Raw genomic sequence first — 24443 nt, 5'->3', positions numbered from 1 at the left:
CGCGGGCCGCACAGCAAGAAAGCAGTCCTATGTCACACAGTCTCACCCTGATCTGTCCCTTGCCGAATGGCATCCACGCTCGTCCGGCCAGCCGGATCGCAGAATTCTGCGGCGGCTTCCGCGCCGCCATCCGCTGGCGCAACCAGCGCAACGGCCAGTTGGCGGACGCCAAGAGCGTGCTCAGTCTGATAGGCGGCGACATCCTGTTCAACGACATCATCGATATCGAGATAGACGGCGAATCCGCCGCCGAGGCGGCCAAGCAATTGCAAGACTTCCTGCGCGATACCCTGCCGCATTGCGACGAGGCGCTGGCGGCCGAACCCGCCGCCAGCCGCGCCCTGCCGCGCGCGCTGGCCGAGCTGTCGCCGTCGCCGTGTTTCGGCCAGCCGGCCGGGCAGGGCGTGGCGATAGGCGAGTTGTGCGAGCATCGCGGCTACCGCTTCCCCGCCGTCGAAGCGCTGCCGGCTTCGCGCGGCGAGCCGCATGAGCGCGAAGCCTTGCGCCAGGCGCGGGAAGCGCTGGCGCAGGGCCTGCAGCAGGAAACTGAGCGCCAGTCCGGCCAGGCCGCGGCCATCGCTCGCGCCCACCTCGCCATTTTGTCCGATGCCGATTTTGACGCCCGCCTGGATCAGGCGCTGCGCCAGGGGCTGGGCGCGGCGGCGGCGGTGGCGGCCACCGTGGCTTTCTACCGCGACATGCTGGGCCAATCGGCGAGCGAATATCTGCGCGAACGCGAAATCGACATCCGCGACGTGGGCCGCGGCTTGCTCGAACGCCTGCATCCTGAGGACGAGCCTGCCGCGACGACATGGCCGGACGCCGCCGTGCTGTGGGCCGAGGACCTGGCGCCGAGCGAGCTGCTGGCGCTGGACCGCAGCCGCGTCCGCGGCCTGCTGCTGGGCCGCGGCGGACTGACTTCCCACACCATCATCCTGGCGCGCGCCTTCTCGCTGCCGGTGCTGACCGGCGTGCCGCGCGCGGCCGTCGCCGCCAGCCTGGGCCGGACGGCGGTGCTCGATGCTGGGTTGGGCGCGCTGTTCCTTGCGCCGGCTGCGCCGGTGCTGGACTACTACCGCGAAGAGGCGGCCCTGCTGGAGGCAAGGCGGCTGCGCGAGGCGCGGGCCAGCCAGGGCGAGAGCCGCAGCGCCGACGGCTGCCGGCTGGAGCTGGCCGTGAACATCGCTTCCGCCGAGGAGGCGCAGCTGGGCTTTGCCCACGGCGCGGACGCCGTGGGCCTGTTCCGCACCGAGATGCTGTTCATGGAGGCTGACGCGCCGCCAAGCGAGGAGAGCCAGTTCCAGCATTATGCCGAGGTGGTGCGGCTGGCGGCCGGCCGCCCGGTGATCATCCGCACCTTCGACATCGGCGGCGACAAGCCGGCGCGCTGCTTGCCGGCGCCGGCGGAGAGCAACCCGTTTCTGGGGTATCGCGCCATCCGCATGTATCCGGATCAGGAGGCCGTGTTTCGCGCCCAGCTGCGGGCCATTCTGCGCGCGTCCGCGCTGGGGCCGGTCAAGGTGATGATCCCTATGGTCGCCACGCTGTCGGAGGCGCGCTGGGCGCGCCGCGTGCTGGAGGAGGAGCGCGCGGCGCTCGGCCTCACGCGGCCGGTGCCGCTGGGCATCATGCTGGAAGTGCCGTCGGTGCTGTTCCAGCTGGACGCCTTTTGCCGCGAGGTCGATTTCTTCAGCGTGGGCAGCAACGATCTCACGCAGTATCTGTTTGCGGCGGATCGAGACAACGAGCGCGTGGGCGCGCTGTACGACAGCCTGCATCCGGCGTTTTTGTCGGCGCTTGCCCAAGCCGTGCAAACCGTCCATCGCCACGGCCGCTGGATAGGCCTGTGCGGCGAGGCGGCGGCGGCGCCGCATGCCTTGCCCTTGCTGCTGGGCATGGGGCTGGACGAGCTGAGCATGAGCGCGCCGTCTCTGCAGGCCTGCCGGCGCAGGCTGCGCGAACTCGATGCCGGAGAGTGCCGCGCCTTGCTGCAACAGGCTTTGGGTTGCGAAGACGGCGCGGCGGTGCGCGCGCTGGTGGAGGCGCGCGGCGCGCGCGGCAAGCTACCGATGCTGACTGCGGAATGTCTGCTGCCGAGCGTGGCCTGGCGCAGCAAGGCGGCCGCGCTCAAGGGGCTGGTGGACCGGCTGTGGCTGCTGGAACGCTGCGATGACCGCTACGGCATGGAGGAGGACTTGTGGCTGCGCGAGCAGGCTTATTCCACCGGCCTCGGGCACGGCTTCGCCATTCCGCACGCCAAATCCAAGCATGTGCTGCATCCCACTCTGTGCTTGGCCAAGCTGGAGCAGCCGGTAGACTGGGGCGCCAGCGATGGCCAGCCGGTGGACATGGTGCTGCTGATCGCCTTCAATGCCAGCGATGCCGGGGCCGAGCATCTGAAATTCTTCTCGCGTCTGGCGCGGCTGGTCATGCACGAGGATTTCCGCCGCCAGCTGCGCGAGGCATCCGATCCGCAAGGGCTGCTGACGCTGCTGCAGTCGCGGCTGGAGGGCGCAGCATGAGCGCCTATCCGCTGCACGGGCTGGCCCAGCATTATGCCTGGGGCGGCCGCCGCTTCATCCCGCGTTTGCTGAACTGGCCGCAAGAAGGCATCGAGCGCGTGGCCGAGTGGTGGCTGGGCGCGCACGAGGATGCGCCGTCGGTGATCATGACCGCGCAGGGGCCGCAGCCGCTGCACTACGCCATCGCCCATCAGCCCGAGCGTTTCCTGGGGAGCGCGGTGCGCGACAGGCATGGCGACCGGCTGCCGTTTCTGCTCAAGGTGCTCGATGTGGACGCGCCGTTGTCCATCTAGGTGCACCCGGACGCGGAGCAGGCGCGCGCCGGTTTCGCCCGCGACAATGCCGCCGGCCTGGCCGCGAACGACCGCCGGCGCCATTATCGCGATCCGTTTCCCAAACCGGAGATGATGGTGGCGCTGTCGCCGTTCTGGCTGCTGCACGGCATGCGCGCGGACGCGGAAATCGATGCGCTGCTGGCGCGCCAGCCGGAGTGGGCGCCGTTGCGGCAGCGTCTGGCCGAGGAGGGCGGCGCCAGCCTGTACCGTCATCTGTTGCGCCTGCCGCAGCCGGAGGTGACAGCGTTGCTGGCGTCGCTCTGGCAACGGTTGGCGCGGCAGCGGCCTGCCGGGCCGGACGATCCCGATCATTGGGCCGCGCGGCTGGCCGATGCGCGGCGCGAGGACCGCGGCGTGTTCGGCTGCTATCTGCTCAATCTGGTGGGGCTGCGGCCGGGCGAAGCCATCTTCCAGCCGGCGTGCCTGCCGCATGCTTATTTGCATGGACGCAATGTCGAGCTGATGGCGAACTCGGATAATGTATTGCGCGCAGGCCTGACCGACAAGCCGGTGGACGTGGAGGCCTTTCTGGAAGTCATGGATGGTTCCGCGGCGCGGCCGCGCGTGATGTCCGCGCCTGACGGCTGCGGCCTGCAGCCGTATCCGCGTTGCGGCGGCGAATACTTCGCGCTGGACCAACTGCTATTGGGAGAAGGGGAGGCCGCTTCCTGGCTGGCCGAGGGGCCGGAAGTGCTGTTGGTGGTCGATGGCAGCCTGCAGGTGCGGCATGCCGAGGGCGAGATCGAACTGGCGCAGGGACAAAGCGCGCTGTTGCTGCCCGGCGCGCGCTGCGAGGCCAAGGCCGGCCGCCTGGCGCTGGCCTACCGCGCGTTTTGCCCGCCGGCGGCCCTGTGTTAGCGTGTGGCGGCAAGGAGTGTGAGGGATGAATCTAAAAGCATGGCGTCGCCTTCTTCGTTTCGCCTGAGCTGGCCGTCCACGCTGAGGCGGCTGTGCCACGCTCCGGCTGGCAAGCATGTGCCGGCCGGGGCTTATCAGGTGCACTTCCCGCGCTTGGAGCTGGTGTTGTCCAATCGCTACCACTACGGCCACGAGGGCTGTGAAAACGGCTGCCTGTCAGCGCAAGAAGCCTTGTTCATTCCGGCCGAGCACTGGACGCTGCCCAACTGGTGCGCCAACGGCGAAGTGCTGCACATCCTGTTCGATTACGCCAGGATCGGTTTCAGCCTGGTGCGCTCCGGTCCGCAGGGCGTGATCAGCACGCATAAGGAAAGCATGGTGCTGGCGCAGCGCGGCAGTCTGAATGGCATGCTGGCCGGGCTGTGCCGCGACGGCGCCTCCCCGGAGGTGCTGCGGCTGCAGGGGCAGGCGCTGCTGGCCTTGCTGCAGACGCTTTACGACGAGGCGCGCGACAGTCATTGGCAGCAAGGCGGCAACCAGTTCCGCGCCATCTGCCTGTATATCAGCGAGCATCTGTACGCGCCCTTGACGCGCGAGGACGTGGCCCTGCGCTTCGGCATCTCCACCACGCATCTGTCGCGCCTGTTCCGCCAGCATCTGGGGCACGGTTTCTGCGAGTTTCTGGCCCAGGCGCGGCTGGATCTGGCCAAGGCCTTGCTGCGGCAAGGCCAGCTTGCCTTGCCCGCCGTGGCGGCGCGCTGCGGCTATGTGGATGTCAATTATTTCCACCGCGTGTTCAAGCAGCGTTTCTTGATGACGCCGGCCGCGTATCGGCGCGAGTTCGCCTGATCGCTCATGCTAGAATCGATCGCATAGACGAAAACAGCAGGGGATCGCAGATGTCAGGCAGCAGCATGGGTCGATTGTTTACCGTTACTTCTTTTGGCGAAAGCCACGGGCCGGCCATAGGCTGCGTGGTGGACGGCTGCCCGCCTGGTTTGGCGCTGAGCGAGGCCGACATCCAGATCGAGCTGGATCGCCGCAAGCCCGGCACCAGCCGCCACGTCACCCAGCGTCGCGAACCGGACACCGTGGAAATCCTGTCCGGCGTGTACGGGGGCAAGACCACCGGCACGCCGATCGCGTTGATGATCCGCAATACCGACCAGCGCAGCAAGGACTACGGCAACATCGCCGACACCTTCCGTCCCGGCCACGCCGACTACTGCTATTGGCACAAATACGGCACCCGCGATCCGCGCGGCGGCGGCCGCTCGTCTGCTAGAGAGACCGCGGTGCGCGTGGCGGCCGGCGCCATCGCCAAAAAGTGGCTGAACGACAAATACGGCATCGTGATTCGCGGCCACATGACGCAGATCGGCGAAGTGGTAATGCCGTTCAAGGGGTGGGAGCATGTGGGGCAGAACCCCTTCTTCAGCGCCGACCCGGACATCGTGCCGCGGCTGGAGGAATACATGGACTCCATCCGCAAGAGCCTGGACTCCATCGGCGCGCGGCTGCGCGTGGTGGCGGACAATGTGCCGGTGGGCTGGGGCGAGCCGGTGTTCGACCGCCTGGACGCCGACATCGCCTACGCCATGATGAGCATCAACGCGGTCAAGGGCGTGGAGATCGGCGCCGGTTTCGCCTGCGTGGCGCAGAAAGGCAGCGAGCATGGCGACGAGCTGACGCCAGAGGGCTTTGCCAGCAATCACGCCGGCGGCGTGCTGGGTGGCATTTCCACCGGCCAACAGATCGACGTGTCCATCGCCATCAAGCCGACGTCCTCCATCGCCCAGCCGCGCCGCTCCATCAACAAGCAGGGCGAGCCCATCCTGATGGAAACCCATGGCCGCCATGATCCTTGCGTGGGCATCCGCGCCACGCCCATCGCCGAGGCCATGCTGGCGCTGGTGCTGATCGACCACGCCTTGCGCCACCGCGCGCAGTGCGGCGATGTGCGAGTGGAAACCCCGAGAATTGCCGGTCGCATCGGCTAGAATTCTATCTGGATGCCGGTTTGCGGGGGAGGCGGCCGGTGCAACATAGGATCCCAACATGCTGAAAAGCCTGATCGATGGCCTGACTGGACGTCTTAAAAAGACCACTGTGGAAGAAACGCGCCCGCCTGCGTCGCCGGACATGCCTGACACTACGATGTTGGAGCTGCCGCCGGAATTGCCGGCGGAGGAGCTGCCGGCGACGCTGGGCTTTGTTTCGCACCAGCCGGTGATGGACAAGCAGCGCCGGGTGGTGGCCTATGATTTCTTCGTCCGCCAGGGCAAGCGCAACATCGAGGCCGGCAAGCAGCAGGAGTTCGACCGGCTGCTGCTGTCGACGCTGCACAATATGGACATCTTCCGCCTGCTGGCGTACCGCCGAGCCTTCGTCCATATCGCGATGACCTCGCTGGACGAACCGCTGCTGCGCAGCATGCCGGCCGGCAGCGTGATCTTCGTGCTGGAGGCGGTGCCGGGCATGGAAGTGTCCGAGTTCATGCTGGGGCAGTTGGACGATCTGCAAAAGCTAGGCCTGCGCTTCGCGCTGGAGCCGGCAGCCTACGACCAGACCATACTGGCGCCCGGCCTGCAGGCTGACTTGTTTGGCCGTATGGACTATATGGTGCTGGATTTCGCCGGTCCGTCCACCCGGGTATTGGCGCCGATTCTCGACCAGCTGCCCAAGCGCTATCCGGCTGTGCGCTGGATCGCCCGCAATGTCGGCACCGCCGAAGACCTCGATGTTTGCCTGCGCGCGCCGGGACACAATCGCTTCGCCCTGTTCCATGGGCCGTTCGTCAGCACCGCGCACTCGCTGGAAGGCGGCAAGGTGGACAACAGCCAGACCCGCGTCCTGCAGATCATGCGGCTGTTGCGCGCCAATGCCGAGGCCAAGGAGGTGGAGGCCCAGTTCAAGCTGGACTCGGTGCTGCTGTTCAAGCTGCTGCGTTTCATCAATTCGCCTATCCATGGCCTGGCGCGCAAGGTGCAGACCATAGAGGAAACCTTGCTGCTGCTGGGCCGGGAGACCATGTTCAAGTGGCTGTCCATGCTGCTGTTCACCTCGCGCAAGGACGATGGCAACGCCATCGCGCTGCTGGAGAAGTCGCTGATCCGCGCCCGCTTCCTGGAAAAGCTAGGCAGCTACCGCGGCAACAAGCTGGAAGCTGAGCACCTATTCCTGACCGGCATGTTTTCATTGCTGGACGTGCTGCTGAACATTCCGTTTCCGGATGTGCTGGACCCGCTGGAATTGCCGCTGACCGTGCGCGAAGCGGTGATCGAGCAAAAGGGCATCTTCGCCCCGCATCTGGCGCTGGCGCTGGCCTGCGAGCATGGCGACAATGTGCAGATCGAAGCGCAGGCCAAGGTGCTGAATCTCGATATCGACTTGGTCAATCAGTACTACCTGGATTCCGTGGTCTGGGCGCAAGTCGTGCTGCGCGACAGCGAAGTGCACAACAATGTCGAAGCGGTTTGAAATCCATTCTTAATGAGGCCGGCCCGCGATGATCGCGGGCTTTTTCGTTTCGGCAGGCGTCGGCATGGCGTTCACGCCTCTGCGCGTGGGTTTTGGCAGGCAGGATCTGCCCCGCGCCATGAAAAATGCCGCCCACTCGCTGGAGTGGGCGGCATGGCTCCCGCGAGGGAGCTTTTTCATGGCAGCAAGGCTTACTTGGCGGCGGAAGCAGCCTTGTGGCCAGCCTTGTGCTTTTCATGAGCCGCGCCGGACGCGTGCTTCTTGTGCGTCTTTTTGTGGTGCGACTTCTTGTGTTCAGCCTTATGTTCAGCCTTGTGTTCCATCTTCTTTTCAGCGGCCGGGGCGGAGGCGGCCGGGGCGGCGAAAGCGGAACCAGCGAAAGCAGCAGCGATCAGAGCAGCCATCAGTTTTTTCATGATGTTCACCTTCCTGTGTGACTTATTGGTATTGGCGTGTTTTGCCATCGGGCAGCGCCCGACCTTGTTCAGAGCGGGGACGCGAAGGGAAGTTCATGAGATATGGCTGATGCCAGGGTAATTTATTGTAAATGGCATATTTTATCCATTTACACTAAGTAGCTCAGCGCCAAGCCGGCGAACACGACCGCCCCCACGCGGTTGTTGTCGAGGAAGGCCTTGAAGCATTTGGCGCGGTCGCGGCGCCGGATGTCGCGGTACTGCAGCGCCATCAGCGCGGCCGCCGCCGCGAGCCCCAGGAAATACGGCCAGGCCAGGGCCAGATGCAGTCCGATGCCGGACATCAGCCCCAGGAAAACGGCGTGGCAGATCATGATGCCGGCGACATCGTAATCGCCCAGCGTGATGGCGGAGGTCTTGATGCCCAGCTTCAGGTCGTCCGGCTTGTCCGCCATGGCGTAGGCGGTGTCGTAGGCGATGACCCAGAACAGATTGGCCAGCAGCAGCAGCCAGGCCAGCGCAGGCACCGCGCCGGTTTCGGCGGCGAAGCCCATGGGGATGCCGAAGGAGAAAGCAATGCCCAGATAGGCCTGGGGCATCGGGAAAAAGCGCTTGGTGAACGGATAGCTGGCCGCCACCAGCAGGGCCGGCACGCTGAGCAGCTTGGTCAGCGTGTTCAAGGGCAGCACCAGCAGGAAGGACAGCAGGGCCAGGAAGGCGGCCAGGAGCAGCGCTTCTTTCTGGCTGACCGTGCCGCGGGCGAAAGGCCGCTGGCTGGTGCGCGCCACGTGGGCGTCGAAGTCGCGGTCGGCGTAGTCGTTGATCACACAGCCGGCCGAGCGCATCAGGAAGGTGCCCAGGCAGAAGATGGCGACGATGGGCAGATGCGGCTTGCCGCCCGTGGCCAGCCACAGGGCCCATAGCGTGGGCCACAGCAAGAGCAGCGTGCCGATAGGCTTGTCCCAGCGCATCAGTTGGCGGTAGTTCTCGTATCGGTCGCGGATCCGGGCGGACGAAATCACAGCAAATCCTTCAAGGCGGGCAAAAACAGTTCGGTCAGCAGCAGCGGCGAGCCGTGCAGCAGGAAGCGGCAGCGCCGCGCGGGGTAGGATGCCGCGGTTTGCGTCTGCGCCGCGGCGGCGGCCAGTGGGTGGCTGGCATCCAGCAAGCCATAGCGCAAAGGGTCGCGGCGCAGTTCCGGCAGTTCGCCGAACAGCGTCAGTCCCAGCGAGCGGCTGCCGCGCTCCAGCACCGGCAGCCAGTGCGGACAAGCGGGGCGCGCCACACTGCGCGCGTACACCACTGGCGTATCGTCCAGCGTCAACAGCACGTGCCGGGCGTATGCCGGCGAATGCGGCGCGGCATCGAGCGCGTCGGCCTCATCCTGCAGCGTCAGGCTGACGCCTTGCTGCAGCACGCGCACGGCAAAACGGCGGCCGCTGCTTTGCAGGCGCAGGCTCAATGAGCCGGGCTCGGTCAGGCAGTCCCGCATCGAATCGGGCAGGACGGGGGGCGCGGCGCGCCACAGGGCATTGTTAACCATGGCGCGCATTATGCCAAAAGCCGTCGCGGCTTGTCGCCTGCGGCGGTATGCGCCGCCAATATCTTGCCTTTATCATAAGGCGCAGAGAGGAGGCGAACGATGCTGGATCTGATGTTGTGTCTGCTGGGTTTTCAATTATTGGGCGAAGCCCTGACGCATGTTTTGGGTTGGCCCTTGCCAGGACCGGTGTTGGGGCTGTTGCTGCTGTTCGCGGCCTTGTGGCTGCGCCGCGGCGTGCCGGGCATGCTGCAGCGCGAGACGCCGCGTTTTCTCGGCCATATGTCGCTGCTGTTCATCCCAGCTGGCGGCGCCCTGATGGCTTATGCGCCCTTATTGCGCGTTCATGGCTGGCAACTGGCGCTGATCCTGCTGGCGTCCTCCGTCGTCACGCTAGTGGTGACCGGCGCGGTGTTGAAACTGTTGTTGCGGCGGAGGCTCCAATGAGCGGAGCCATTAGCCAGACCGTGCTCGATTCGCCGCTCACAGGCATATTTGTCACTTTGCTGGCGTATCGTCTGGCGTTGGCCGCCAATCGCCGCTGTGATGGCCACCCGCTGTCCAATCCGGTGCTGCTGGGCGTGTTGCTGGTGCTGGGTTGGCTATGGCTCAGCGGCAGCAGTTATCAGCAGTACATGAATGGCGCCCGTTTCATCCAATTGATGCTGGGACCGGCCACGGTGGCGCTGGCGGTGCCTTTGTACGGCAATCTGGCGCGCTTGAAGCGCGCTGTCATGCCGCTCTCCGTCAGCATCTGCGTCGGCGGGCTGACCGGCATGCTCAGCGCGGCTGGGCTGGGTTGGTGGCTGGGACTGGATGCGCCGGTGCTGGTGTCGCTGGCTACGCGGGCGGTGACCACGCCGATCGCGATGAGTCTGGCCGGCAGTCTGGGCGGCGCGCCGGAGCTGGCGGCGATGTTCGTCATCGTGTCCGGCATCGTCGGAGCGGTCATCGCGCCGCCGCTGTTCAAGCTCCTGGGCTGGCACGACGACATGCTGCTGGGCGTGGCCACCGGTGTCAGCGCCCATGGCATCGGCACGGCGAGAGTCTTTCATTTGTCCGAGGCCGCAGGCGCGTTTGCGGGGCTGGCGATGGGTTTGAACGGCGTTTTCACCGCGATGCTGCTGCCATGGCTGGTGCGCTGGGTGCACCTCGGTTAGCATGCAGAGCCCGTCCGGTTTGGCTTGATGGCCAGTTAGGCGGATAACAAGGAGAATGATATGGATTTGATTTTATGGCGCCACGCCGAGGCCGAGGAAGGCGTTGACGATTTGGCGCGCGCGCTGACCCGGCGCGGGCAACAGCAGGCCAGCCGCATGGCGTCCTGGCTGCGCAACCGTTTGCCGGAGCATTACGTGTTGCTGGCTTCGGAAGCGGTGCGTTCGCAGCAGACGGCGGCCTATCTGGCCAAGAGCTATACCGTGTTGCCGGAGCTGAATCCGGGCGCGGAGGTGGACGATGTGCTGCGCGCGGTAGGTTGGCCGGAGGCCGGCGGCACCGTGGTGGTGGCGGGGCATCAGCCTTACATCGGCTGGCTGGCGGCCAGGCTGTTGGCGGAGCAGCAGCAGATGTGGAGCGTCAAGAAGGGCTCGGTGTGGTGGTTGAATCACCGCGAGCGCCATGGCATCGAACAGGTCAGGCTGAAGCTGATGCTGACGCCGGGGATGCTTGACCCGTGAACCCCGAACCCGCCCCTTATCCCAGTCCGACGCCCCGCCTTGCCGGGGCGTCTTCATTTTCGGCTCAAGCGCTTTGCGCCAGTTGCTCGCGCAGCTCTCGTCCCACCTTCACCATCGCGCTCAAGGCGGCCTCCGCCTCCGGCCAGCCGCGCGTCTTCAGGCCGCAATCGGGATTGATCCAAAGCCGTTCGGCCGGGATGACCCGCAGCGCCTGCTGGAGCCGCGCGCGGATTTCGTCCGCGCCGGGCACGCGCGGACTGTGGATGTCGTAGACGCCGGGGCCGATGGCATTGCGGTAAGGGAAGCGGCCCAAGTCGGCCAGCAGCGCCATGTCCGAGCGGGCGGTTTCGACTGTCAGCACATCCGCGTCCAGGTCGGCGATGGCCGGCAGGATGTCGCCGAATGTCGAGTAGCACATATGCGTGTGGATCTGCGTCGCGTCGTCCACGCCACGGCAGGACAGGCGGAATGCCTCGCCGGCCCAAGCCAGATAGCCGTCGCGCTCGGCGCGTTTCAGCGGCAGGCCTTCGCGCAGGGCCGGCTCGTCGATCTGGATCACGCGGATGCCTGCGGCTTCCAGGTCGCGCACCTCGTCGTTCAGCGCCAGCGCGATCTGGCGGCAGACTTCGCTGCGCGGCAAGTCGTCGCGCACAAAACTCCATTGCAGCAGGGTGATCGGACCGGTCAGCATGCCTTTTACCGGCTTGGCCGTCAGGCTTTGCGCATAGCGCGCCCAGTCCACGGTCATCGGTCCTGGCCGGCTGACGTCGCCGCAGAGGATGGGAGGCTTCACGCAGCGGCTGCCGTAGCTCTGCACCCAGCCGCCGGCGGTGAAGGCGAAGCCGGCCAGCTGTTCGCCGAAGTATTCCACCATATCGTTGCGCTCGGCCTCGCCGTGCACCAGCACGTCCAGCCCCAGCGCTTCCTGGCGGCGGATCGCCAGCTCGATTTCCTTCTCCATCGCTTGCCGGTAGTCGTCGGCGGACAGCTCGCCCTGCTTGAACGCGGCGCGGCTGGCGCGGATGGCCTGCGTCTGCGGAAAGGAGCCTATGGTGGTGGCGGGCAGCGGCGGCAGCTTGAGCCAGGCCTGTTGCCGCGCCGCGCGCACCGGGTAGGGACTGGCGCGGCGATAGCCGCCGGCCGGCAGCGCGGCCAGCCGCTGGGCGACGGCGGAATGATGGATGCGCGGACTGCCGCGTCGCTGCGCCCGGGCGAAGTCGCTGCCGGCCAGCTCATCGGCGATGGCGGCGCGCCCCTGTTCCAGGCCGCGTTTCATCGTTTTCAGCTCGTTCAGCTTTTGCACGGAGAAGGCCAGCCAGTTTTTCAGTTCGGAGTCCAATGCGGTTTCCGCCGCGGCGTCGAAAGGGCAGTGCAGCAGCGAGCAGCTGGGGCCCAGCCACAGCCGCTCGCCCAGGCGCTCGGCCAGCGGCGCCAATTGGTCCAGCCGCGGGGAAAGATCGGCGCGCCAGATATTGCGGCCATCGATGACGCCTGCGGACAACACCTTGTCGGCCGGGTAGTCGTCGATGAAGGCGTCGATCTGTTCCGGCGCGCGCGCCAGGTCAAGATGAAGGCCGGCCACCGGCAGCGTCTTCAACAGCGCCGCATGTTCGGCCACGCTGCCGAAGTAGCTGGCCAGCAGCAGTTTGGGGGCGTCTTGGCTCAGTTGCTCGTAGGCCGGCCGCAGCGCGTCCAGCCAGGCAGGCTCCAAATCCAGCGCCAGAATCGGTTCGTCGATCTGCGCCCAGGCGGCGCCCGCAGCGCGCAAGGATGACAGCAGTTGGCGGTAGGCGGCGACCAGGCCGGGCAGCAGCGACAGCTTGTCGAAGGGCTCGCCCTTGGCCTTGCCCAGCCACAACAGGCTCAAGGGTCCCAACAGCACCGGCTTGGCGGCCACCCCCAGCGCCCGGGCTTCGCGCAGCTGGGACAGCAGGCGGTCGGGCTGGGCGCGGAATGCCGTATCCGCCTGCCATTCCGGCACCAGATAGTGGTAGTTGGTATCGAACCATTTGTTCATTTCCAAGGGGGGCTGGCCCTGAGCGCCGCGCGCGAGCTGGAAGTACTGCGCCGTGGTCAGCGCGGCGGGATCGAAGCCGAAGCGCGGCGGCGCGGCGCCGACCAGCAGCTGGGCATCCAGCACATGGTCGTACAGGGAGAAGTCGCCTACCGGGCTGAGCGCGACGCCGGCGCCCTTTTGCAGCAGCCAGTGTTTTTGCCGCAGCTCTTTCGCGCCTTGCAGCAGGCCGGTTTCGTCAATTTCGCCTTGCCAGTGCTTTTCCAACAGCGTTTTTAGTTCGCGTTTGGCGCCAATGCGGGGAAAACCGAGGAGATGGGTGGTGATGCGCATGCTGTTGCTTCCTGCTATCTGGATCAATCCAGCATCCGTCATTGTGTTGTATGATTCAAACTCATTATTTTGCAGTTCAACATGAATGTAATCGATGATGAGCGTGCTGGAGCTAAGGCATCTGAAAAGCCTGACGGCGCTGGCTGAAAGCGGCAGCGTGTCGCAGGCGGCGCAACGGCTGTATTTGACGCAGTCGGCCCTGTCGCACCAGTTGAAGCAGCTGGAGGCGGCCTACGGTTTGACGTTGTTCGAACGCAAAACCCAGCCCCTGCGCTTTACGCCGGCCGGCGAGCGGCTATTGCTGCTGGCGCGCGAGCTGCTGGCCAAGGTGGCGGCGGCAGAGCGCGATCTGGCGCGCATCCGCCAGGGAGAGGCCGGCGAAGTCAGGGTGGCGGTGGAATGCCACACTTGCTTCGACTGGCTGATGCCGGCGATGGACCAGTTTCGCCAGCATTGGCCGGCGGTGGAGCTGGACATTGTGTCCGGCTTTCATGCCGATCCCGTCGGCCTGCTGCTCAGCGACCGCGCCGATCTCGCCATCGTGTCGGAGGCGGAGCCGCAGACGGGCATCTCTCATCTGCCGCTGTTTTCCTATGAGATGGTGGGCATCGCCGCGCGCGAGCACCCATTGGCGGCGAAAGCGGTGTGGCAGGCGGAGGACTTCGTTGGCGAGACGCTGATTCATTACCCGGTGGCGGACGAGATGCTGGATCTGCTGCGCAAAGTGCTGGCGCCGGCCGGCGTCAATCCGGCTCGGCGCACCGCCGAGCTGACCATCGCCATCATTCAGCTGGTGGCCAGCCGCCGCGGCGTGGCGGCGCTGCCGTACTGGGCGGTGCAGCCGTATCTGGAGCGCGGCTACGTGGTGGCGCGCCGGGTGGGCGAGCATGGCCTTTACAGCCAGCTGTACGCGGCGTTGCGCGAGGCGGACGCCGAGCGGGCATACATGCAGGACTTTGTGCAGACGGTGCGCGATTCCAGCTTCGCTACCTTGCCCGGCCTGTCGCTATTGCATGACAAATAATTGGCTGGCGCGGCGGCGGTTTTCCCTTTAGGCTGACGCGTTTGCTTGCGGAGACATCAAGATGGGCATCAAACGATTGAACCACGCCGTGCTTTACGTCAGCGATGTGGCCGACAGCGCGGCGTTTTATCGCGATGTGCTGGGCTTTCGCCCCAAGGGCGACGCCGCTTCCAGCCGCGCGGTGTTCGCGCAGGCCGCGCATTCAGACAATGATCACGATCTGGCGCTGTTCAGCGTCAATTTGGGCCAGCAGCGTTCCGGCCCGTTCAGCCCGCGCGGCGAGACGCCGGATCCGCGTCAGCCCAGGGCCGGCCTGTACCACCTGGCCTGGGAGGTGGACACCATTCAGGAATTGAAGCGCATACGCGACCATTTGGCCGAGATCGGTCAGCTGGGCATGGAAGAGGACCATGGCGTGCACAAGAGCGTGTATGGCCATGATCCGGACGGCTTGCTGTTCGAGGTGTGCTGGTTTGTGCCGGAGGATGCGCCGCAGCGGGGCGATGTGGCCCCGACCGATGGCCGGCTGGATTGGGAGCGTGAGTTGGCGCGCTTTGGCTGAGGCTCAGCGCGCGCCTTCCGGCAGGTAGCGCGGGCGCAGCTGCGGCATCTGCCGCCATAGGCATTCCACTTGCCGGGCATGTTCGCGGGCGTAGCCGCGGCTGAATACCCAGTAATACGGTTTGCTGCGCAGCGGCGGCGACATGCGGTGTATCTTCAATTCCGGATGGTGGCGCAGGTAGAGGTCGCCTGCCAGTTGGTGCAGCACGTAGGCGTCGGTGCGGCCCGCCTGCAGCTTGGCGAAATTGTCTTCTATGCCCACGCTTTCCTCGACGTCGATGCCGCGCGCCATCAGTTCGCGGCCTATCGACCAACCCTGGTTGACCCCTACGGTTCCGTTGATGCCGTAGAGCCCGCTGCCGTCCCAATGCAGCGGACTGCCGTTGCGGACGTAGAAGGCATAGCTCAGGGTGGTCATCCGTCGTTCTGGATCGGGTTGGCCGCCGCGCAGCGGAAACGCGATCAGTCGGCTGCGCTCATCGGTGAAGGACAACAGCAGCGCGCCATCCAGCCGGCCCAATTGCAGGTTCTGCACAATGCGTTCCCCAGGCTGACGGCTGATGCGGCCCTGCAGGCCGCAGTTTCGCAACGCGGCCTGCGCCAGTTCGATGGCGCGGCCCCGCAGGGGATTGGCCGGCGACGGGTCTTCAATGACGTAGGGACTGGTCAGGGCCGAGCTGACCGCCAGCTGCAAGGGCGCGGCGGCGCGCAGCGTGAGCGGGCACAGCGCAGCCAGCGCGAGGTACGAGCGCAACATCGATTAAATCGGGCTAGAGGACTGGCTCGATTCTATCAGTATTTATTGAAAATAATGCGGTTGTAATTGCTTGTTTGATTAATAGTTATCAACCGGCATCGTGGACTTCCAGACCGAGTTCCTGGATTTTGCGCGTCAGCGTGTTGCGGCCCCAGCCCAGCAGCTGCGCCGCCTCCACCTTGCGGCCGCCGGTATGGGCAAGGCCGGCGCGGATGCAGGCGGTTTCGAAACGGCGGGTCAGTTCGTCGACGATGCCGCTCTCTCCGGCCTGCAGGCGCTGTCGGATCTCGTCCGTCAATTGCGCTTCCCATGCCGCGGCATCGCGCGCGGCCAGCGCCGGGGTGGCCGGCTCGCGCAGCTCCGGCGGCAGGTCGGCGATTTCCACGGTCTGGCCCGGCGCCATCACGCATATCCACTGGCACAGGTTTTCCAGCTCGCGCACGTTGCCGGTGAAGGCGCTGCGCTGGATCAGCGCCATCGCAGCCTCGGACAGGCGCTTGGGTTCGACGCCCAGTTGCGAGGCGCTCTTGGCCAGGAAGTGGCGGGCCAGGAGCGGGATGTCCTCGCGCCGTTCGCGCAGCGGCGGCAGGCGCAGCCGGATCACGTTGAGGCGGTGGTACAGGTCTTCGCGGAACAGCCCGTCGCGCACCCGTTGCTCGAGGTTCTGGTGGGTGGCGGCGATGACCCGCACATTGGCCTTGATCGGCGTATGGCCGCCGACGCGGTAGAAATGGCCGTCGGACAGCACGCGCAGCAGGCGGGTCTGCAGCTCGGTGGGCATGTCGCCGATTTCGTCCAGAAACAGCGTGCCGCCTTCGGCTTCCTCGAAACGGCCGCGCCGCGTGGCCAGCGCGCCGGTGAACGCGCCTTTCTCGTGGCCGAACAGTTCCGACTCCAGCAAATCCTTGGGGATGGCGGCGGTGTTCAGCGCGATGAAAGGCTTGGCGGCGCGCACTGAATGCCGGTGCAGCGCCTCCGCCACCCGTTCCTTGCCGGTGCCGGATTCGCCGGTGATCAGCACCGTGACGTGCGATTGCGCCAGACGGCCGATGGCGCGGAATACATCCTGCATGGCCGGCGCCTGGCCCAAGAGCACCGGCAGCGCCTCCGGGCTGTCCGCGTCGCCGCTCTGGGCCTGGCTTTCCGCCAGCGCGCGCTCGATCAGCAGCACGGCCTGGTCGATGTCGAACGGTTTGGGCAGGTATTCGAAGGCGCCGCCCTGGAACGCCGACACCGCGGAGTCCAGGTCGGAGTGGGCGGTCATGATGATCACCGGCAGCTGCGGATGCTCCGCCTTGACCTTGGCCAGGAATTTCAGGCCGTCGGTGCCGGGCATGCGGATATCGGAAATGATGGCCCGCGGCGTGGCGTCGTACAGCGCGTTCAGCGCGTCGTCGGCGCTGGCGTAACTGTCAAAGCCGATGCCGGCGCGGGTCAGCGCCTTTTCCAGCACCCAGCGTATCGCTTTGTCGTCGTCGATGATCCAGACCGGTTGGGCCATGGGGTTTCTCCTCGTATTCTTGTCGGTATCGTTGTCAGCCGGCGGCGTCGGCGCCGAACGGCAGCATCACGGTGAAGCAGGTCTGGCCGGGGCGGGAGTCGAACTCTATGCTGCCGCCGTGCTGGTGGACGAAGGCCTGGGCAAGCGTCAGCCCCAGGCCGGTGCCTTCTGCGCGGCCGGTGACCAGCGGATAGAAGATGTGATCGCGGATGTCCTCGGGAATGCCGGGGCCATCGTCGACGATCTGCAATTTCAGCGCCAGCTGGTGGCGTTTGCGCGCCAGCGTGATCTGCCGCGCCACCCGCGTGCGCAGCTCGATGCGGCCCTGGCCGCGCATGGCCTGTACCGCGTTGTTGACGATGTTCAGCACCACCTGGATCAGCTGTTCCTTGTCGGCGGACAGCAGCGGCAGGCTGGTGTCGTAGTCGCGCGCCACCGCCAGGCCTTGCGGATGCTGGGCCAGCGCGATGCTGCGCACCCGTTCCAGCACCTCGTGGATATTGACCTGGCTGCGGCTGTGGCTGCGGTGCGGCGCCAGCAGGCGGTCCACCAGCGTTTGCAAGCGCAGCGCTTCCTCGGTGATGACCTCGGTGTATTCCTTCAGCTCCGGCCGGTCGGCCAGTTCGTGTTCCAGCAATTGCGCCGCGCCGCGGATGCCGCCCAGCGGGTTTTTGATCTCGTGAGCCAGATTGCGGATCAGCTCGCGGTTGGCCTGATGCTGCAGCAGCAGCCTTTCCTCGTTGGCGATTTTCAGCTGCTGGTCCAGCGGACGCAGCTCGATCAGCGCCAGCAGGCCGTCGCCGTCTATCGGCGTGATCGACAGCGTGACATGCAGGATGGCCTCATTGTGCTGCGGCCGCAGTTCCAGGTCGTGCTCGATATAGCTGGCGCCCTGGCGCAGCGCGGTATGCAGCGCCTGGCGCAGCGCCGGGCTGGGATGAAACAAGCCGGTCAGGCCGTGGCGCAGCAGTTCGCGGCTGCCCAGCGCCAGCAGGTTCTCGCAGGCGGGATTGACGAAGCGCAGCGCGCCGGCGGCGTCGCAGATCAGCACCGGCGTGTCTAGCAGTTCCAGTCCGGCGAAGCTGGGTGTCGGCATGAGGTTTCGCTTTTCAGGAGTGAAGGTGCGCGGAATGAAGCCGCGTCCTTGATCAGCAATAAGCGCGCCAGCTTGGAGGCGTCGAAACGCGGCCCTTGCGGCGCGGGCGCGGCATTTTGAGGCTCAGAATGCACCATGTTGGTGCGAATGGCTAGGGCAGCCCCAGTTCCTTCTTCAGCGCGGCGACATTCTTCTCGCGGTCGGTGACTTCGTTTTGCAGCTTCTGCACTCGGTCCAGGTATTTCTGGTAGTTGCGGGTTTCGTCGCCGTTGCGCACGGCCTTGCCGTCGGCCAGGGCTTTCTTGGCCGCATCCAGCGCCTTGACCTCGTTGGCCAGCTCCTGTTCCAGAATCTTCTTGCGCCCGCTGTCGCGCTGCTTCTGGGTATCGGCATCGACATTCGGATAGCCGCCGGATGCCGGCGCTTTGTCGGCATTGCCGCCGCTGGGCTTGCGGCCGTGGTAGGTGGATAGCGGGTTCAGCGTGATCGGTTGGGCGCCGCGCAGCGGCACATTGGTGTAGGTGACGTTGCCGTTGGCGTCGACGTATTTGTAGATGGTGGCGGCCTGGGCGCAGCCGCAGGCCAGCAGCAGGCTTAAAGCGAATATTTTCATCGTCTGAGACTGGTATGGGTGCCCCTGCATGATAAGCAAATCGCGCCCGGTCGTCATCGGTTTGCGCGCGGCGCCATGAAAAACGGCAGCCTGTCGGCTGCCGTTGTTGAGCGAATCGTCGCGTATTTTAAAGCGAGTAGTACATTGCGAATTCCACCGGGTGGGTGGTCATGCGGGTCAGGTTCACTTCCTGCATCTTCAGCTCGATGTAGGCATCGATCCATTCGTTGGAGAACACGCCGCCGCGGGTCAGGAACTCGCGGTCCTTGTCCAATGCGGCCAGGGCTTCATCCAGCGAGGCGCACACGGTCGGGATCAGCTTGTCTTCTTCCGGCGGCAGGTCGTACAGGTTCTTGTCCGCGGCGTCGCCCGGGTGGATCTTGTTCTGGATGCCGTCCAGGCCGGCCATCAGCAGGGCGGAGAAGCACAGGTAGGGGTTGGCCAGCGGATCCGGGAAACGGGTTTCGATGCGGCGCGCCTTCGGGCTGGCTACGTGCGGGATGCGCACGGAGGCGGAGCGGTTCTTGGCGGAGTAAGCCAGCTTCACCGGCGCTTCGTAGTGCGGCACCAGGCGCTTGTAGGAGTTGGTGCCCGGGTTGGTGATGGCGTTCAGCGCCTTGGCGTGCTTGATGATGCCGCCGATGTAGTACAGGGCGGTATCGGACAGGCCGGCGTAGCCTTCGCCCGCGAACAGGTTCTGGCCGTCTTTCCAGATGGACTGGTGCACGTGCATGCCGGAGCCGTTGTCGCCGACGATGGGCTTGGGCATGAAGGTGGCGGTCTTGCCGTAGCTGTGGGCCACGTTGTGCACCACGTACTTCAGGATCTGGGTCCAGTCGGCGCGCTGGGTCAGCGTGCTGAACTTGGTGCCGATTTCGTTCTGGCCGGCGGTGGCCACTTCGTGGTGGTGCACTTCCACCGGGATGCCCAGTTCTTCCAGCAGCAATACCATGGCGGAGCGGATGTCTTGCGAGGAATCGACCGGCGGCACCGGGAAGTAGCCGCCCTTGATGCCCGGACGGTGGCCCATATTGCCGCCTTCGAACTCTTCCGCCGAAGCCCAGGCCGCTTCTTCGGCCTTGATCTTGACGAAGCAGCCGGACATGTCGGCGCCCCAGGTGATGCTGTCGAAGATGAAGAATTCCGGTTCCGGGCCGAAGTAGGCGGTGTCGCCGATGCCGGAGGCCTTCAGGTAGGCTTCGGCGCGCTTGGCGATGGAGCGCGGGTCGCGGTCATAGCCCTTGCCGTCGGCCGGGTCGATCACGTCGCAGTGCATGAATACGGTCGGCTCGTCGAAGAACGGGTCGATGCGGGCGGTAGCCGGGTCGGCCATCAGCAGCATGTCGGAGGCCTGGATGCCTTTCCAGCCGGCGATGGAGGAGCCGTCGAAGGCGTGGCCGCGCTCGAACCAGGCGTCGGCGTCTTCCAGCAGCACATGGGCCGGGATGGAGACGTGCTGCTCCTTGCCGCGGGTGTCGGTGAAGCGCAGATCGACAAATTTGACGTCGTTTTCTTGGATCAGTTTGACTACGTCGGCTACTGCCATGGTTTATCTCCTGAAAGGCAACGTGCACCCAAGGGCAAGTGCGTGAAAATTGGTACGCCCGGCATTAAGCAGGAAGCGTGCCAGCTTAAAAATCGCTGCTGCTGCATTGTGTCATAGGCGAATGGCCTTCGCCAGCGATCCGGAATGGACAAATTTGACCCATGCTGGTGCCGTAAATTTTTGTAATGCACCAAGTTGGTGCCATTTGCCAGTCATGTTGTTCGGGCAGATAATCGCCAATATGAGAGGCGCTGGCAAAAAACTGCATAGAGCTTGAATCAAGGCGCGTCGATGTGGAAAAAGGCGCAAACAGGCTCTGGTGTTCTGTCAGCGACGCTACCCCATGCATGTTGCAAACGGAGGGATACATCATGAGTCGCATGAACCAGATACTGCAGGCCGCCCACGAGCGGGCGGAGCAGATGGGCCTGCCCTATAGCGGCGCCGTTTTGCCGGACGAAGCCTATGAGCTGATGCAGTCGCTGCCCAAAGCGGTGCTGCTGGACGTGCGCAGCCATGCCGAATGGCAGTTCGTCGGCACGGTGCCGCAGTCGGTCAAGATCGAGTGGCGCAGCTTTCCCGGCATGGCGCCGAACCCCAATTTCCTCGCCCAGCTGACGCATCAGGTGGACCCGGAATCGGTGCTGCTGGTGCTGTGCCGCTCCGGCGCCCGCTCTGACGAGGTGGCGAGGCTGGCTGCGGCCAATGGCTACAGCGAGGTGTACAACGTGCTGGAAGGTTTTGAAGGGGAGAAGGATGAAATGGGCCACCGCAACTCGGTGGGCGGCTGGCGGCAGCGTGGTCTGCCGTGGGAGCAGAATTGAGCGAATGGTTTGGGCGGGTTGAAGTTTATGTCATTAAACGGCAAAGTGTGGCCTGAATCCGCTGCCGCGCGCAGCGCCAACTTAATATTGGAAAGCCGACCATGACCGATCGTTACGCCGTTATCGGCAACCCGATTTCCCATAGCCAGTCGCCGTTCATCCACCAGGAATTCGCCCAGGCTACTGGCCAGGATATCTCCTATGAGAAGCTGTTTGCCGATCTGGGACGATTCAAGGACGTTGTAGACGAGTTTGTCGCCCATGGCGGCAAGGGCCTCAACATCACCCTGCCGTTCAAGAGCGACGCCTACCGCTACGCCCAGGAGCTGACCGAGCGCGCGCGCGCGGCCGAGGCGGTGAACACGCTGACGTTCCGCGACGGCAAGGTCTACGGCGACAACACCGACGGCGTGGGGCTGGTGCGCGACATTGTGGAAAACCTCGATTACCCGATCCAGGGCCAGCGCGTGCTGATTCTGGGCGCCGGCGGCGCGGTGCGGGGCGTGCTGGAACCGATTCTGGAGCAAAAGCCGGCCAGCTTGACCATCGCCAACCGCACCGTGATCAAGGCCGAAGCGCTGGCGCATCACTTCGCCCGTTATGGAAAAGTGGAGGCCGTCGGCTACGACGCGCTGCAAGGCCGCAGCTTCGACATCATCATCAACGCCACGTCCACCAGCCTGAACAACGAAATGCCGCCGCTGCCGCGCGGCGTGTTCACCGCCCGCACGCTGGCCTACGACATGGTGTACAGCTCCGGCCTGACGCCGTTCCTGCAACGCGCCCAGGGCGAAAATGCCGGCATGCTGGCCGACGGCCTGGGCATGCTGGTGGAGCAGGCGGCGGAATCGTTCGCCATCTGGCGCGGGGTGCAGCCGGAAACGCGCAAGGTGACCAACATGCTCAGGGAAGTGTTGGCCTGAGCATGACGCGCTGGATTCTGAAAATTCTGGCGGCCCTGGTGGCCGCCTTTGTGCTGTATAACCTGTGGATCTTCGGCCATATCCTGTACTGGCGCAGCCATAATCCCGATGCCAGCTCCTTCATGAACGAGCAGTTGGCGAAGCTGCAACAGGATGATCCCGAAGCCGAACTGAGCCATAAATGGGTGCCGTACGAACGGATATCGCCCAATCTGAAGCGGGCGCTGATCGCGGCGGAGGACGCCAAGTTCGTCGACCACGAAGGTTTCGACTGGGACGGCATCGAGGCGGCGTTCGAGAAGAACTTGAAGAAGGGGCGGATTGTCGCCGGCGGCTCCACCATCAGCCAGCAGCTGGCCAAGAACCTGTTCCTGTCCAGCGGCAAGACGCCGTGGCGCAAGCTGGAAGAAGCGCTGATCACGGTGATGCTGGAGAAGGCCATGGACAAGCGCCGCATCTTCGAAATCTATCTGAATGTGATCGAGTGGGGCAACGGCGTGTTCGGCGCGGAGGCGGCCTCGCGTCATTATTTCCGCGCCAGCGCATCCAAGCTGTCCGCCGGCCAGGCGGCCAAACTGGCGGCCATGGTGCCGAATCCGCGCTATTACGATGATCATCGCAATGCGCCGGGCTTGGCCAAAAAGACCCGCATCATCCAGCGTAGAATGGCCTATGCCGATCTGCCGTGAGGCAGGGACGGCCCGCTCATGCGGCGGACGGCGGCCGCCGTCCGTTTTCTTTTGCCACGCGGGGCCGGTTTTGGCCATATTGCGGCGCAATGGATAGCGTAGCCGCCGGCTTGGAGCGATTTGTTGTGGCGTGTTACAATCCGCACCGTTATTTTTGTTGCCGCGCGCCCTGGCGCGGCGAAACCGCATGGACTTGCCCTGTTACCCCGCGATTCCACCCCGCTCTACCCCTAACGAATAAATCCCGTCTCAGATAGTCAGCCCGTCTGCGCCCTCTGGGCGGAAGGAGACGTGCATGACGGTTGCCTTCAAGCAACAATCCGCCGATCGTCTGCAAGAAAGCCTCGGTCTGGTGCAGCGCCTGATCGAGCGTCAACGCGAGCTGGAGTCAGCTGCCGCGCGCCAGGATGGCGAAGACGCGGCCGATGCCCTGGCGCCGCGGCATAACCTCGCTGAACTGAAGCAGAAGCTGGCGCAACTGCATCCGGCCGACATCGCCCACGTGCTGGAAGCGCTGCCGCTGGAAGATCGCCTGCTGGCCTGGGATCAGACCGACCCCGCCCGCGACGGCGCCATTTTGCTGGAAGTGTCCGACGCGGTGCGAGAGTCTCTGATCGAGGTCATGGACCCGGATCAGCTGGTGGCCGCGCTGGCGGAGCTGGACACCGACGATCTGGCCGAGCTGGCGCCGGACCTGCCGCGCCAGGTGGTGTATGAGGCGATGGCGCGGCTGGATGAAGAGGCGCGCGGCCAGCTGCAGGAAGTGTTGTCCTATGGCGAAGACCGTGTCGGCGCGCTGATGGATTTCGAGCTGGTGAAGATCCGCGCCGATGTCAGCTGCGAAGTGGTGTTGCGTTACCTGCGGCGCTTCGACGAGCTGCCGAACCAGACCGACAAGATTTTCGTCACCGACGAGGCCGGGCGGCTGAAGGGTGTGCTGGCCATCCGCAAGCTGCTGGTGTCCGATCCCGAGTCCGAGGTGGCAGACGTGATGGCTACCGAGGTGGTGAGTTTTCATCCGGACGAGCCGGCGCTGGACGCCGCCCAGGCTTTCGAGCGTTATGATCTGGTGACGGCGCCGGTGGTGGACGAGCGCGGCATGCTGCTGGGCCGCTTGACCGTGGATGCCATGGTGGACGTGATCCGCGAGGAGGGCGACAGCGAAGTGCTGAACCTGGCCGGCCTGAAGGAAGAGGAAGACCTGTTCGCGCCGGTGATAGACTCGGTGAAGAACCGCTGGTCCTGGCTGGCGATCAATCTGTGCACGGCTTTTTTCGCCTCGCGGGTGATCGGCGCCTTCGAGCATTCCATCGCCCAGCTGGTGGCCTTGGCGGCCTTGATGCCCATCGTCGCCGGCATAGGCGGAAACTCTGGCAACCAGACCATCACCATGATCGTGCGCGCGCTGGCCATGGGCCAGATGCGGACCGGGCAGGCCAGCCGCTTGTGGCGCAAAGAGATCGGCGTCAGCATCATCAACGGCATGATCTGGGGCTCCGTCATCGGCGTGATCGCCTGGCTGTTGTACGGCAGCGCGTCGCTGGGCTTGGTGATGCTGGCGGCGATGACGCTGAACCTGATGCTGGCCGCCACCATGGGCGTGTTGATTCCGACTTTGATGCAGAAACTGGGCAAAGACCCGGCGCTGGGGTCCAGCGTGCTGATCACCGCCTGCACCGATTCGGGCGGTTTCCTGATTTTTCTCGGCCTTGCCACCGTATTCCTACTGTAA

25 protein-coding genes are annotated in these 24443 nt (G+C 65.1%); 15 read left to right on the top strand and 10 right to left on the bottom strand.

Annotated elements, in window-relative coordinates:
• Positions 1-29 precede the first annotated feature (29 nt).
• From ptsP to BI343_RS00585, 6 genes are read left to right on the top strand one after another with little or no spacing between them, the layout of a single operon-like run.
• A complete protein-coding gene (gene ptsP / locus BI343_RS00610; RefSeq protein ID WP_071108236.1) occupies positions 30-2522 on the top strand; it encodes a phosphoenolpyruvate--protein phosphotransferase in 2493 nt (830 codons plus the stop codon).
• Positions 2519-2815, top strand: coding sequence for a type I phosphomannose isomerase catalytic subunit (locus BI343_RS20665; protein ID WP_071108235.1), 297 nt, complete (start codon positions 2519-2521; stop codon positions 2813-2815). The genes ptsP and BI343_RS20665 overlap by 4 nt, the downstream gene beginning before the upstream one ends.
• Complete coding sequence (locus BI343_RS00600) at positions 2816-3715, top strand: class I mannose-6-phosphate isomerase (RefSeq protein ID WP_071108234.1); 900 nt, start codon at positions 2816-2818, stop codon at positions 3713-3715.
• Between the two features lie 39 nt (positions 3716-3754).
• Positions 3755-4564, top strand: a complete 810-nt coding sequence (locus BI343_RS00595; RefSeq protein WP_071108233.1) for a helix-turn-helix transcriptional regulator — start codon at positions 3755-3757, stop codon at positions 4562-4564.
• A 50-nt stretch (positions 4565-4614) separates the two neighbouring features.
• On the top strand, positions 4615-5715 hold the full coding sequence (aroC, locus tag BI343_RS00590; protein ID WP_071108232.1) for a chorismate synthase: 1101 nt from the start codon (positions 4615-4617) through the stop codon (positions 5713-5715).
• 58 nt (positions 5716-5773) lie between these two features.
• Positions 5774-7195, top strand: coding sequence for an EAL and HDOD domain-containing protein (locus BI343_RS00585; protein ID WP_071108231.1), 1422 nt, complete (start codon positions 5774-5776; stop codon positions 7193-7195).
• A 191-nt stretch (positions 7196-7386) separates the two neighbouring features.
• On the opposite strand, the gene BI343_RS00580 is transcribed toward BI343_RS00585, so the two are convergent.
• The 3 genes from BI343_RS00580 to BI343_RS00570 form a co-directional block, all read right to left on the bottom strand.
• Positions 7387-7659, bottom strand: coding sequence for a hypothetical protein (locus BI343_RS00580; protein ID WP_199179922.1), 273 nt, complete (start codon positions 7657-7659; stop codon positions 7387-7389).
• A 101-nt stretch (positions 7660-7760) separates the two neighbouring features.
• Entirely contained in the window at positions 7761-8630 is an 870-nt protein-coding gene (gene ubiA, locus BI343_RS00575; protein ID WP_083340727.1) for a 4-hydroxybenzoate octaprenyltransferase, read from the bottom strand.
• Positions 8630-9154 carry a chorismate--pyruvate lyase family protein gene (locus tag BI343_RS00570; protein WP_244886546.1) on the bottom strand — a complete coding sequence of 175 codons (525 nt, stop codon included), beginning with the start codon at positions 9152-9154 and terminating at the stop codon, positions 8630-8632. The genes ubiA and BI343_RS00570 overlap by 1 nt, the downstream gene beginning before the upstream one ends.
• A 99-nt stretch (positions 9155-9253) precedes the next feature.
• Between BI343_RS00570 and BI343_RS00565 the strand changes: the two genes are divergently transcribed.
• Genes BI343_RS00565 through BI343_RS00555 form a run of 3 tightly spaced genes read left to right on the top strand, consistent with a single transcriptional unit; the run spans position 9254 to position 10830 of the window.
• Complete coding sequence (locus tag BI343_RS00565; protein WP_071108229.1) at positions 9254-9598, top strand: CidA/LrgA family protein; 345 nt, start codon at positions 9254-9256, stop codon at positions 9596-9598.
• Positions 9595-10311 carry an LrgB family protein gene (locus BI343_RS00560; protein WP_071108228.1) on the top strand — a complete coding sequence of 239 codons (717 nt, stop codon included), beginning with the start codon at positions 9595-9597 and terminating at the stop codon, positions 10309-10311. Before BI343_RS00565 ends, BI343_RS00560 begins: the two co-directional genes overlap by 4 nt.
• 60 nt (positions 10312-10371) lie before the next feature.
• The gene (locus BI343_RS00555; protein WP_043620557.1) at positions 10372-10830 is read left to right on the top strand and encodes a SixA phosphatase family protein; all 459 of its coding nucleotides are present in this window, start codon (positions 10372-10374) and stop codon (positions 10828-10830) included.
• 64 nt (positions 10831-10894) lie between these two features.
• Here BI343_RS00555 and metE read toward each other — a convergent pair whose 3' ends face one another.
• Positions 10895-13177: a 5-methyltetrahydropteroyltriglutamate--homocysteine S-methyltransferase gene (gene metE, locus BI343_RS00550; RefSeq protein ID WP_071108227.1), complete on the bottom strand. Its 2283-nt coding sequence runs from the start codon at positions 13175-13177 to the stop codon at positions 10895-10897.
• Between the two features lie 94 nt (positions 13178-13271).
• Here metE and BI343_RS00545 point away from each other — a divergent pair, with 94 nt between their 5' ends.
• Positions 13272-14201: a LysR family transcriptional regulator gene (locus BI343_RS00545; protein WP_071108226.1), complete on the top strand. Its 930-nt coding sequence runs from the start codon at positions 13272-13274 to the stop codon at positions 14199-14201.
• Between the two features lie 61 nt (positions 14202-14262).
• Complete coding sequence (locus BI343_RS00540) at positions 14263-14763, top strand: VOC family protein (RefSeq protein WP_071108225.1); 501 nt, start codon at positions 14263-14265, stop codon at positions 14761-14763.
• A gap of 3 nt (positions 14764-14766) precedes the next feature.
• Here BI343_RS00540 and BI343_RS00535 read toward each other — a convergent pair whose 3' ends face one another.
• The 6 genes from BI343_RS00535 to BI343_RS19495 form a co-directional block, all read right to left on the bottom strand.
• Positions 14767-15519: a substrate-binding periplasmic protein gene (locus tag BI343_RS00535; protein ID WP_071108224.1), complete on the bottom strand. Its 753-nt coding sequence runs from the start codon at positions 15517-15519 to the stop codon at positions 14767-14769.
• A gap of 88 nt (positions 15520-15607) precedes the next feature.
• Positions 15608-17020 (bottom strand): nitrogen regulation protein NR(I), encoded by a 1413-nt coding sequence (ntrC, locus tag BI343_RS00530; RefSeq protein ID WP_071108223.1) that lies wholly within the window; start codon positions 17018-17020, stop codon positions 15608-15610.
• Between the two features lie 34 nt (positions 17021-17054).
• On the bottom strand, positions 17055-18116 hold the full coding sequence (glnL, locus tag BI343_RS00525; protein ID WP_071108222.1) for a nitrogen regulation protein NR(II): 1062 nt from the start codon (positions 18114-18116) through the stop codon (positions 17055-17057).
• A 151-nt stretch (positions 18117-18267) separates the two neighbouring features.
• Positions 18268-18729 (bottom strand): DUF4124 domain-containing protein, encoded by a 462-nt coding sequence (locus BI343_RS00520; protein ID WP_043620536.1) that lies wholly within the window; start codon positions 18727-18729, stop codon positions 18268-18270.
• 127 nt (positions 18730-18856) lie between these two features.
• Positions 18857-20275, bottom strand: coding sequence for a type I glutamate--ammonia ligase (glnA, locus tag BI343_RS00515; RefSeq protein WP_043620533.1), 1419 nt, complete (start codon positions 20273-20275; stop codon positions 18857-18859).
• A gap of 85 nt (positions 20276-20360) precedes the next feature.
• Positions 20361-20657, bottom strand: coding sequence for a hypothetical protein (locus tag BI343_RS19495; protein ID WP_139165597.1), 297 nt, complete (start codon positions 20655-20657; stop codon positions 20361-20363).
• Here BI343_RS19495 and BI343_RS00510 point away from each other — a divergent pair.
• The 4 genes from BI343_RS00510 to mgtE all read left to right on the top strand — a co-directional run bounded on the left by BI343_RS00510 (position 20647) and on the right by mgtE (position 24443).
• Positions 20647-21099, top strand: a complete 453-nt coding sequence (locus tag BI343_RS00510; RefSeq protein ID WP_071108221.1) for a rhodanese-like domain-containing protein — start codon at positions 20647-20649, stop codon at positions 21097-21099. The two genes, BI343_RS19495 and BI343_RS00510, sit on opposite strands and share 11 nt — an antisense overlap.
• Before the next feature lie 101 nt (positions 21100-21200).
• Positions 21201-22022, top strand: coding sequence for a shikimate dehydrogenase (gene aroE, locus BI343_RS00505; protein ID WP_043620526.1), 822 nt, complete (start codon positions 21201-21203; stop codon positions 22020-22022).
• A 2-nt stretch (positions 22023-22024) separates the two neighbouring features.
• Positions 22025-22711, top strand: a complete 687-nt coding sequence (gene mtgA / locus BI343_RS00500; protein ID WP_043620522.1) for a monofunctional biosynthetic peptidoglycan transglycosylase — start codon at positions 22025-22027, stop codon at positions 22709-22711.
• A 295-nt stretch (positions 22712-23006) separates the two neighbouring features.
• On the top strand, positions 23007-24443 hold the full coding sequence (gene mgtE, locus BI343_RS00495) for a magnesium transporter (RefSeq protein WP_071108220.1): 1437 nt from the start codon (positions 23007-23009) through the stop codon (positions 24441-24443).

The organism is Chromobacterium amazonense, from assembly GCF_001855565.1.
Lineage (GTDB): Bacteria > Pseudomonadota > Gammaproteobacteria > Burkholderiales > Chromobacteriaceae > Chromobacterium > Chromobacterium amazonense.
Note: the sequence above shows the minus strand (reverse complement) of the source record. Positions and strands in the feature narration are given on the sequence as shown.

Coding starts and splice junctions, on each gene's coding strand:
- ptsP (WP_071108236.1), top strand. CDS start 30: ATGTCACACAGTCTCACCCTGATCTGTCCCTTGCCGAATGGCATCCAC.
- BI343_RS20665 (WP_071108235.1), top strand. CDS start 2,519: ATGAGCGCCTATCCGCTGCACGGGCTGGCCCAGCATTATGCCTGGGGC.
- BI343_RS00595 (WP_071108233.1), top strand. CDS start 3,755: ATGGCGTCGCCTTCTTCGTTTCGCCTGAGCTGGCCGTCCACGCTGAGG.
- aroC (WP_071108232.1), top strand. CDS start 4,615: ATGTCAGGCAGCAGCATGGGTCGATTGTTTACCGTTACTTCTTTTGGC.
- BI343_RS00585 (WP_071108231.1), top strand. CDS start 5,774: ATGCTGAAAAGCCTGATCGATGGCCTGACTGGACGTCTTAAAAAGACC.
- BI343_RS00580 (WP_199179922.1), bottom strand. CDS start 7,659: ATGGCAAAACACGCCAATACCAATAAGTCACACAGGAAGGTGAACATC.
- BI343_RS00570 (WP_244886546.1), bottom strand. CDS start 9,154: ATGGTTAACAATGCCCTGTGGCGCGCCGCGCCCCCCGTCCTGCCCGAT.
- BI343_RS00565 (WP_071108229.1), top strand. CDS start 9,254: ATGCTGGATCTGATGTTGTGTCTGCTGGGTTTTCAATTATTGGGCGAA.
- BI343_RS00560 (WP_071108228.1), top strand. CDS start 9,595: ATGAGCGGAGCCATTAGCCAGACCGTGCTCGATTCGCCGCTCACAGGC.
- BI343_RS00555 (WP_043620557.1), top strand. CDS start 10,372: ATGGATTTGATTTTATGGCGCCACGCCGAGGCCGAGGAAGGCGTTGAC.
- metE (WP_071108227.1), bottom strand. CDS start 13,177: ATGCGCATCACCACCCATCTCCTCGGTTTTCCCCGCATTGGCGCCAAA.
- BI343_RS00545 (WP_071108226.1), top strand. CDS start 13,272: ATGATGAGCGTGCTGGAGCTAAGGCATCTGAAAAGCCTGACGGCGCTG.
- BI343_RS00540 (WP_071108225.1), top strand. CDS start 14,263: ATGGGCATCAAACGATTGAACCACGCCGTGCTTTACGTCAGCGATGTG.
- BI343_RS00535 (WP_071108224.1), bottom strand. CDS start 15,519: ATGTTGCGCTCGTACCTCGCGCTGGCTGCGCTGTGCCCGCTCACGCTG.
- ntrC (WP_071108223.1), bottom strand. CDS start 17,020: ATGGCCCAACCGGTCTGGATCATCGACGACGACAAAGCGATACGCTGG.
- glnL (WP_071108222.1), bottom strand. CDS start 18,116: ATGCCGACACCCAGCTTCGCCGGACTGGAACTGCTAGACACGCCGGTG.
- BI343_RS00520 (WP_043620536.1), bottom strand. CDS start 18,729: ATGAAAATATTCGCTTTAAGCCTGCTGCTGGCCTGCGGCTGCGCCCAG.
- glnA (WP_043620533.1), bottom strand. CDS start 20,275: ATGGCAGTAGCCGACGTAGTCAAACTGATCCAAGAAAACGACGTCAAA.
- BI343_RS00510 (WP_071108221.1), top strand. CDS start 20,647: ATGAGTCGCATGAACCAGATACTGCAGGCCGCCCACGAGCGGGCGGAG.
- BI343_RS19495 (WP_139165597.1), bottom strand. CDS start 20,657: ATGCGACTCATGATGTATCCCTCCGTTTGCAACATGCATGGGGTAGCG.
- aroE (WP_043620526.1), top strand. CDS start 21,201: ATGACCGATCGTTACGCCGTTATCGGCAACCCGATTTCCCATAGCCAG.
- mtgA (WP_043620522.1), top strand. CDS start 22,025: ATGACGCGCTGGATTCTGAAAATTCTGGCGGCCCTGGTGGCCGCCTTT.
- mgtE (WP_071108220.1), top strand. CDS start 23,007: ATGACGGTTGCCTTCAAGCAACAATCCGCCGATCGTCTGCAAGAAAGC.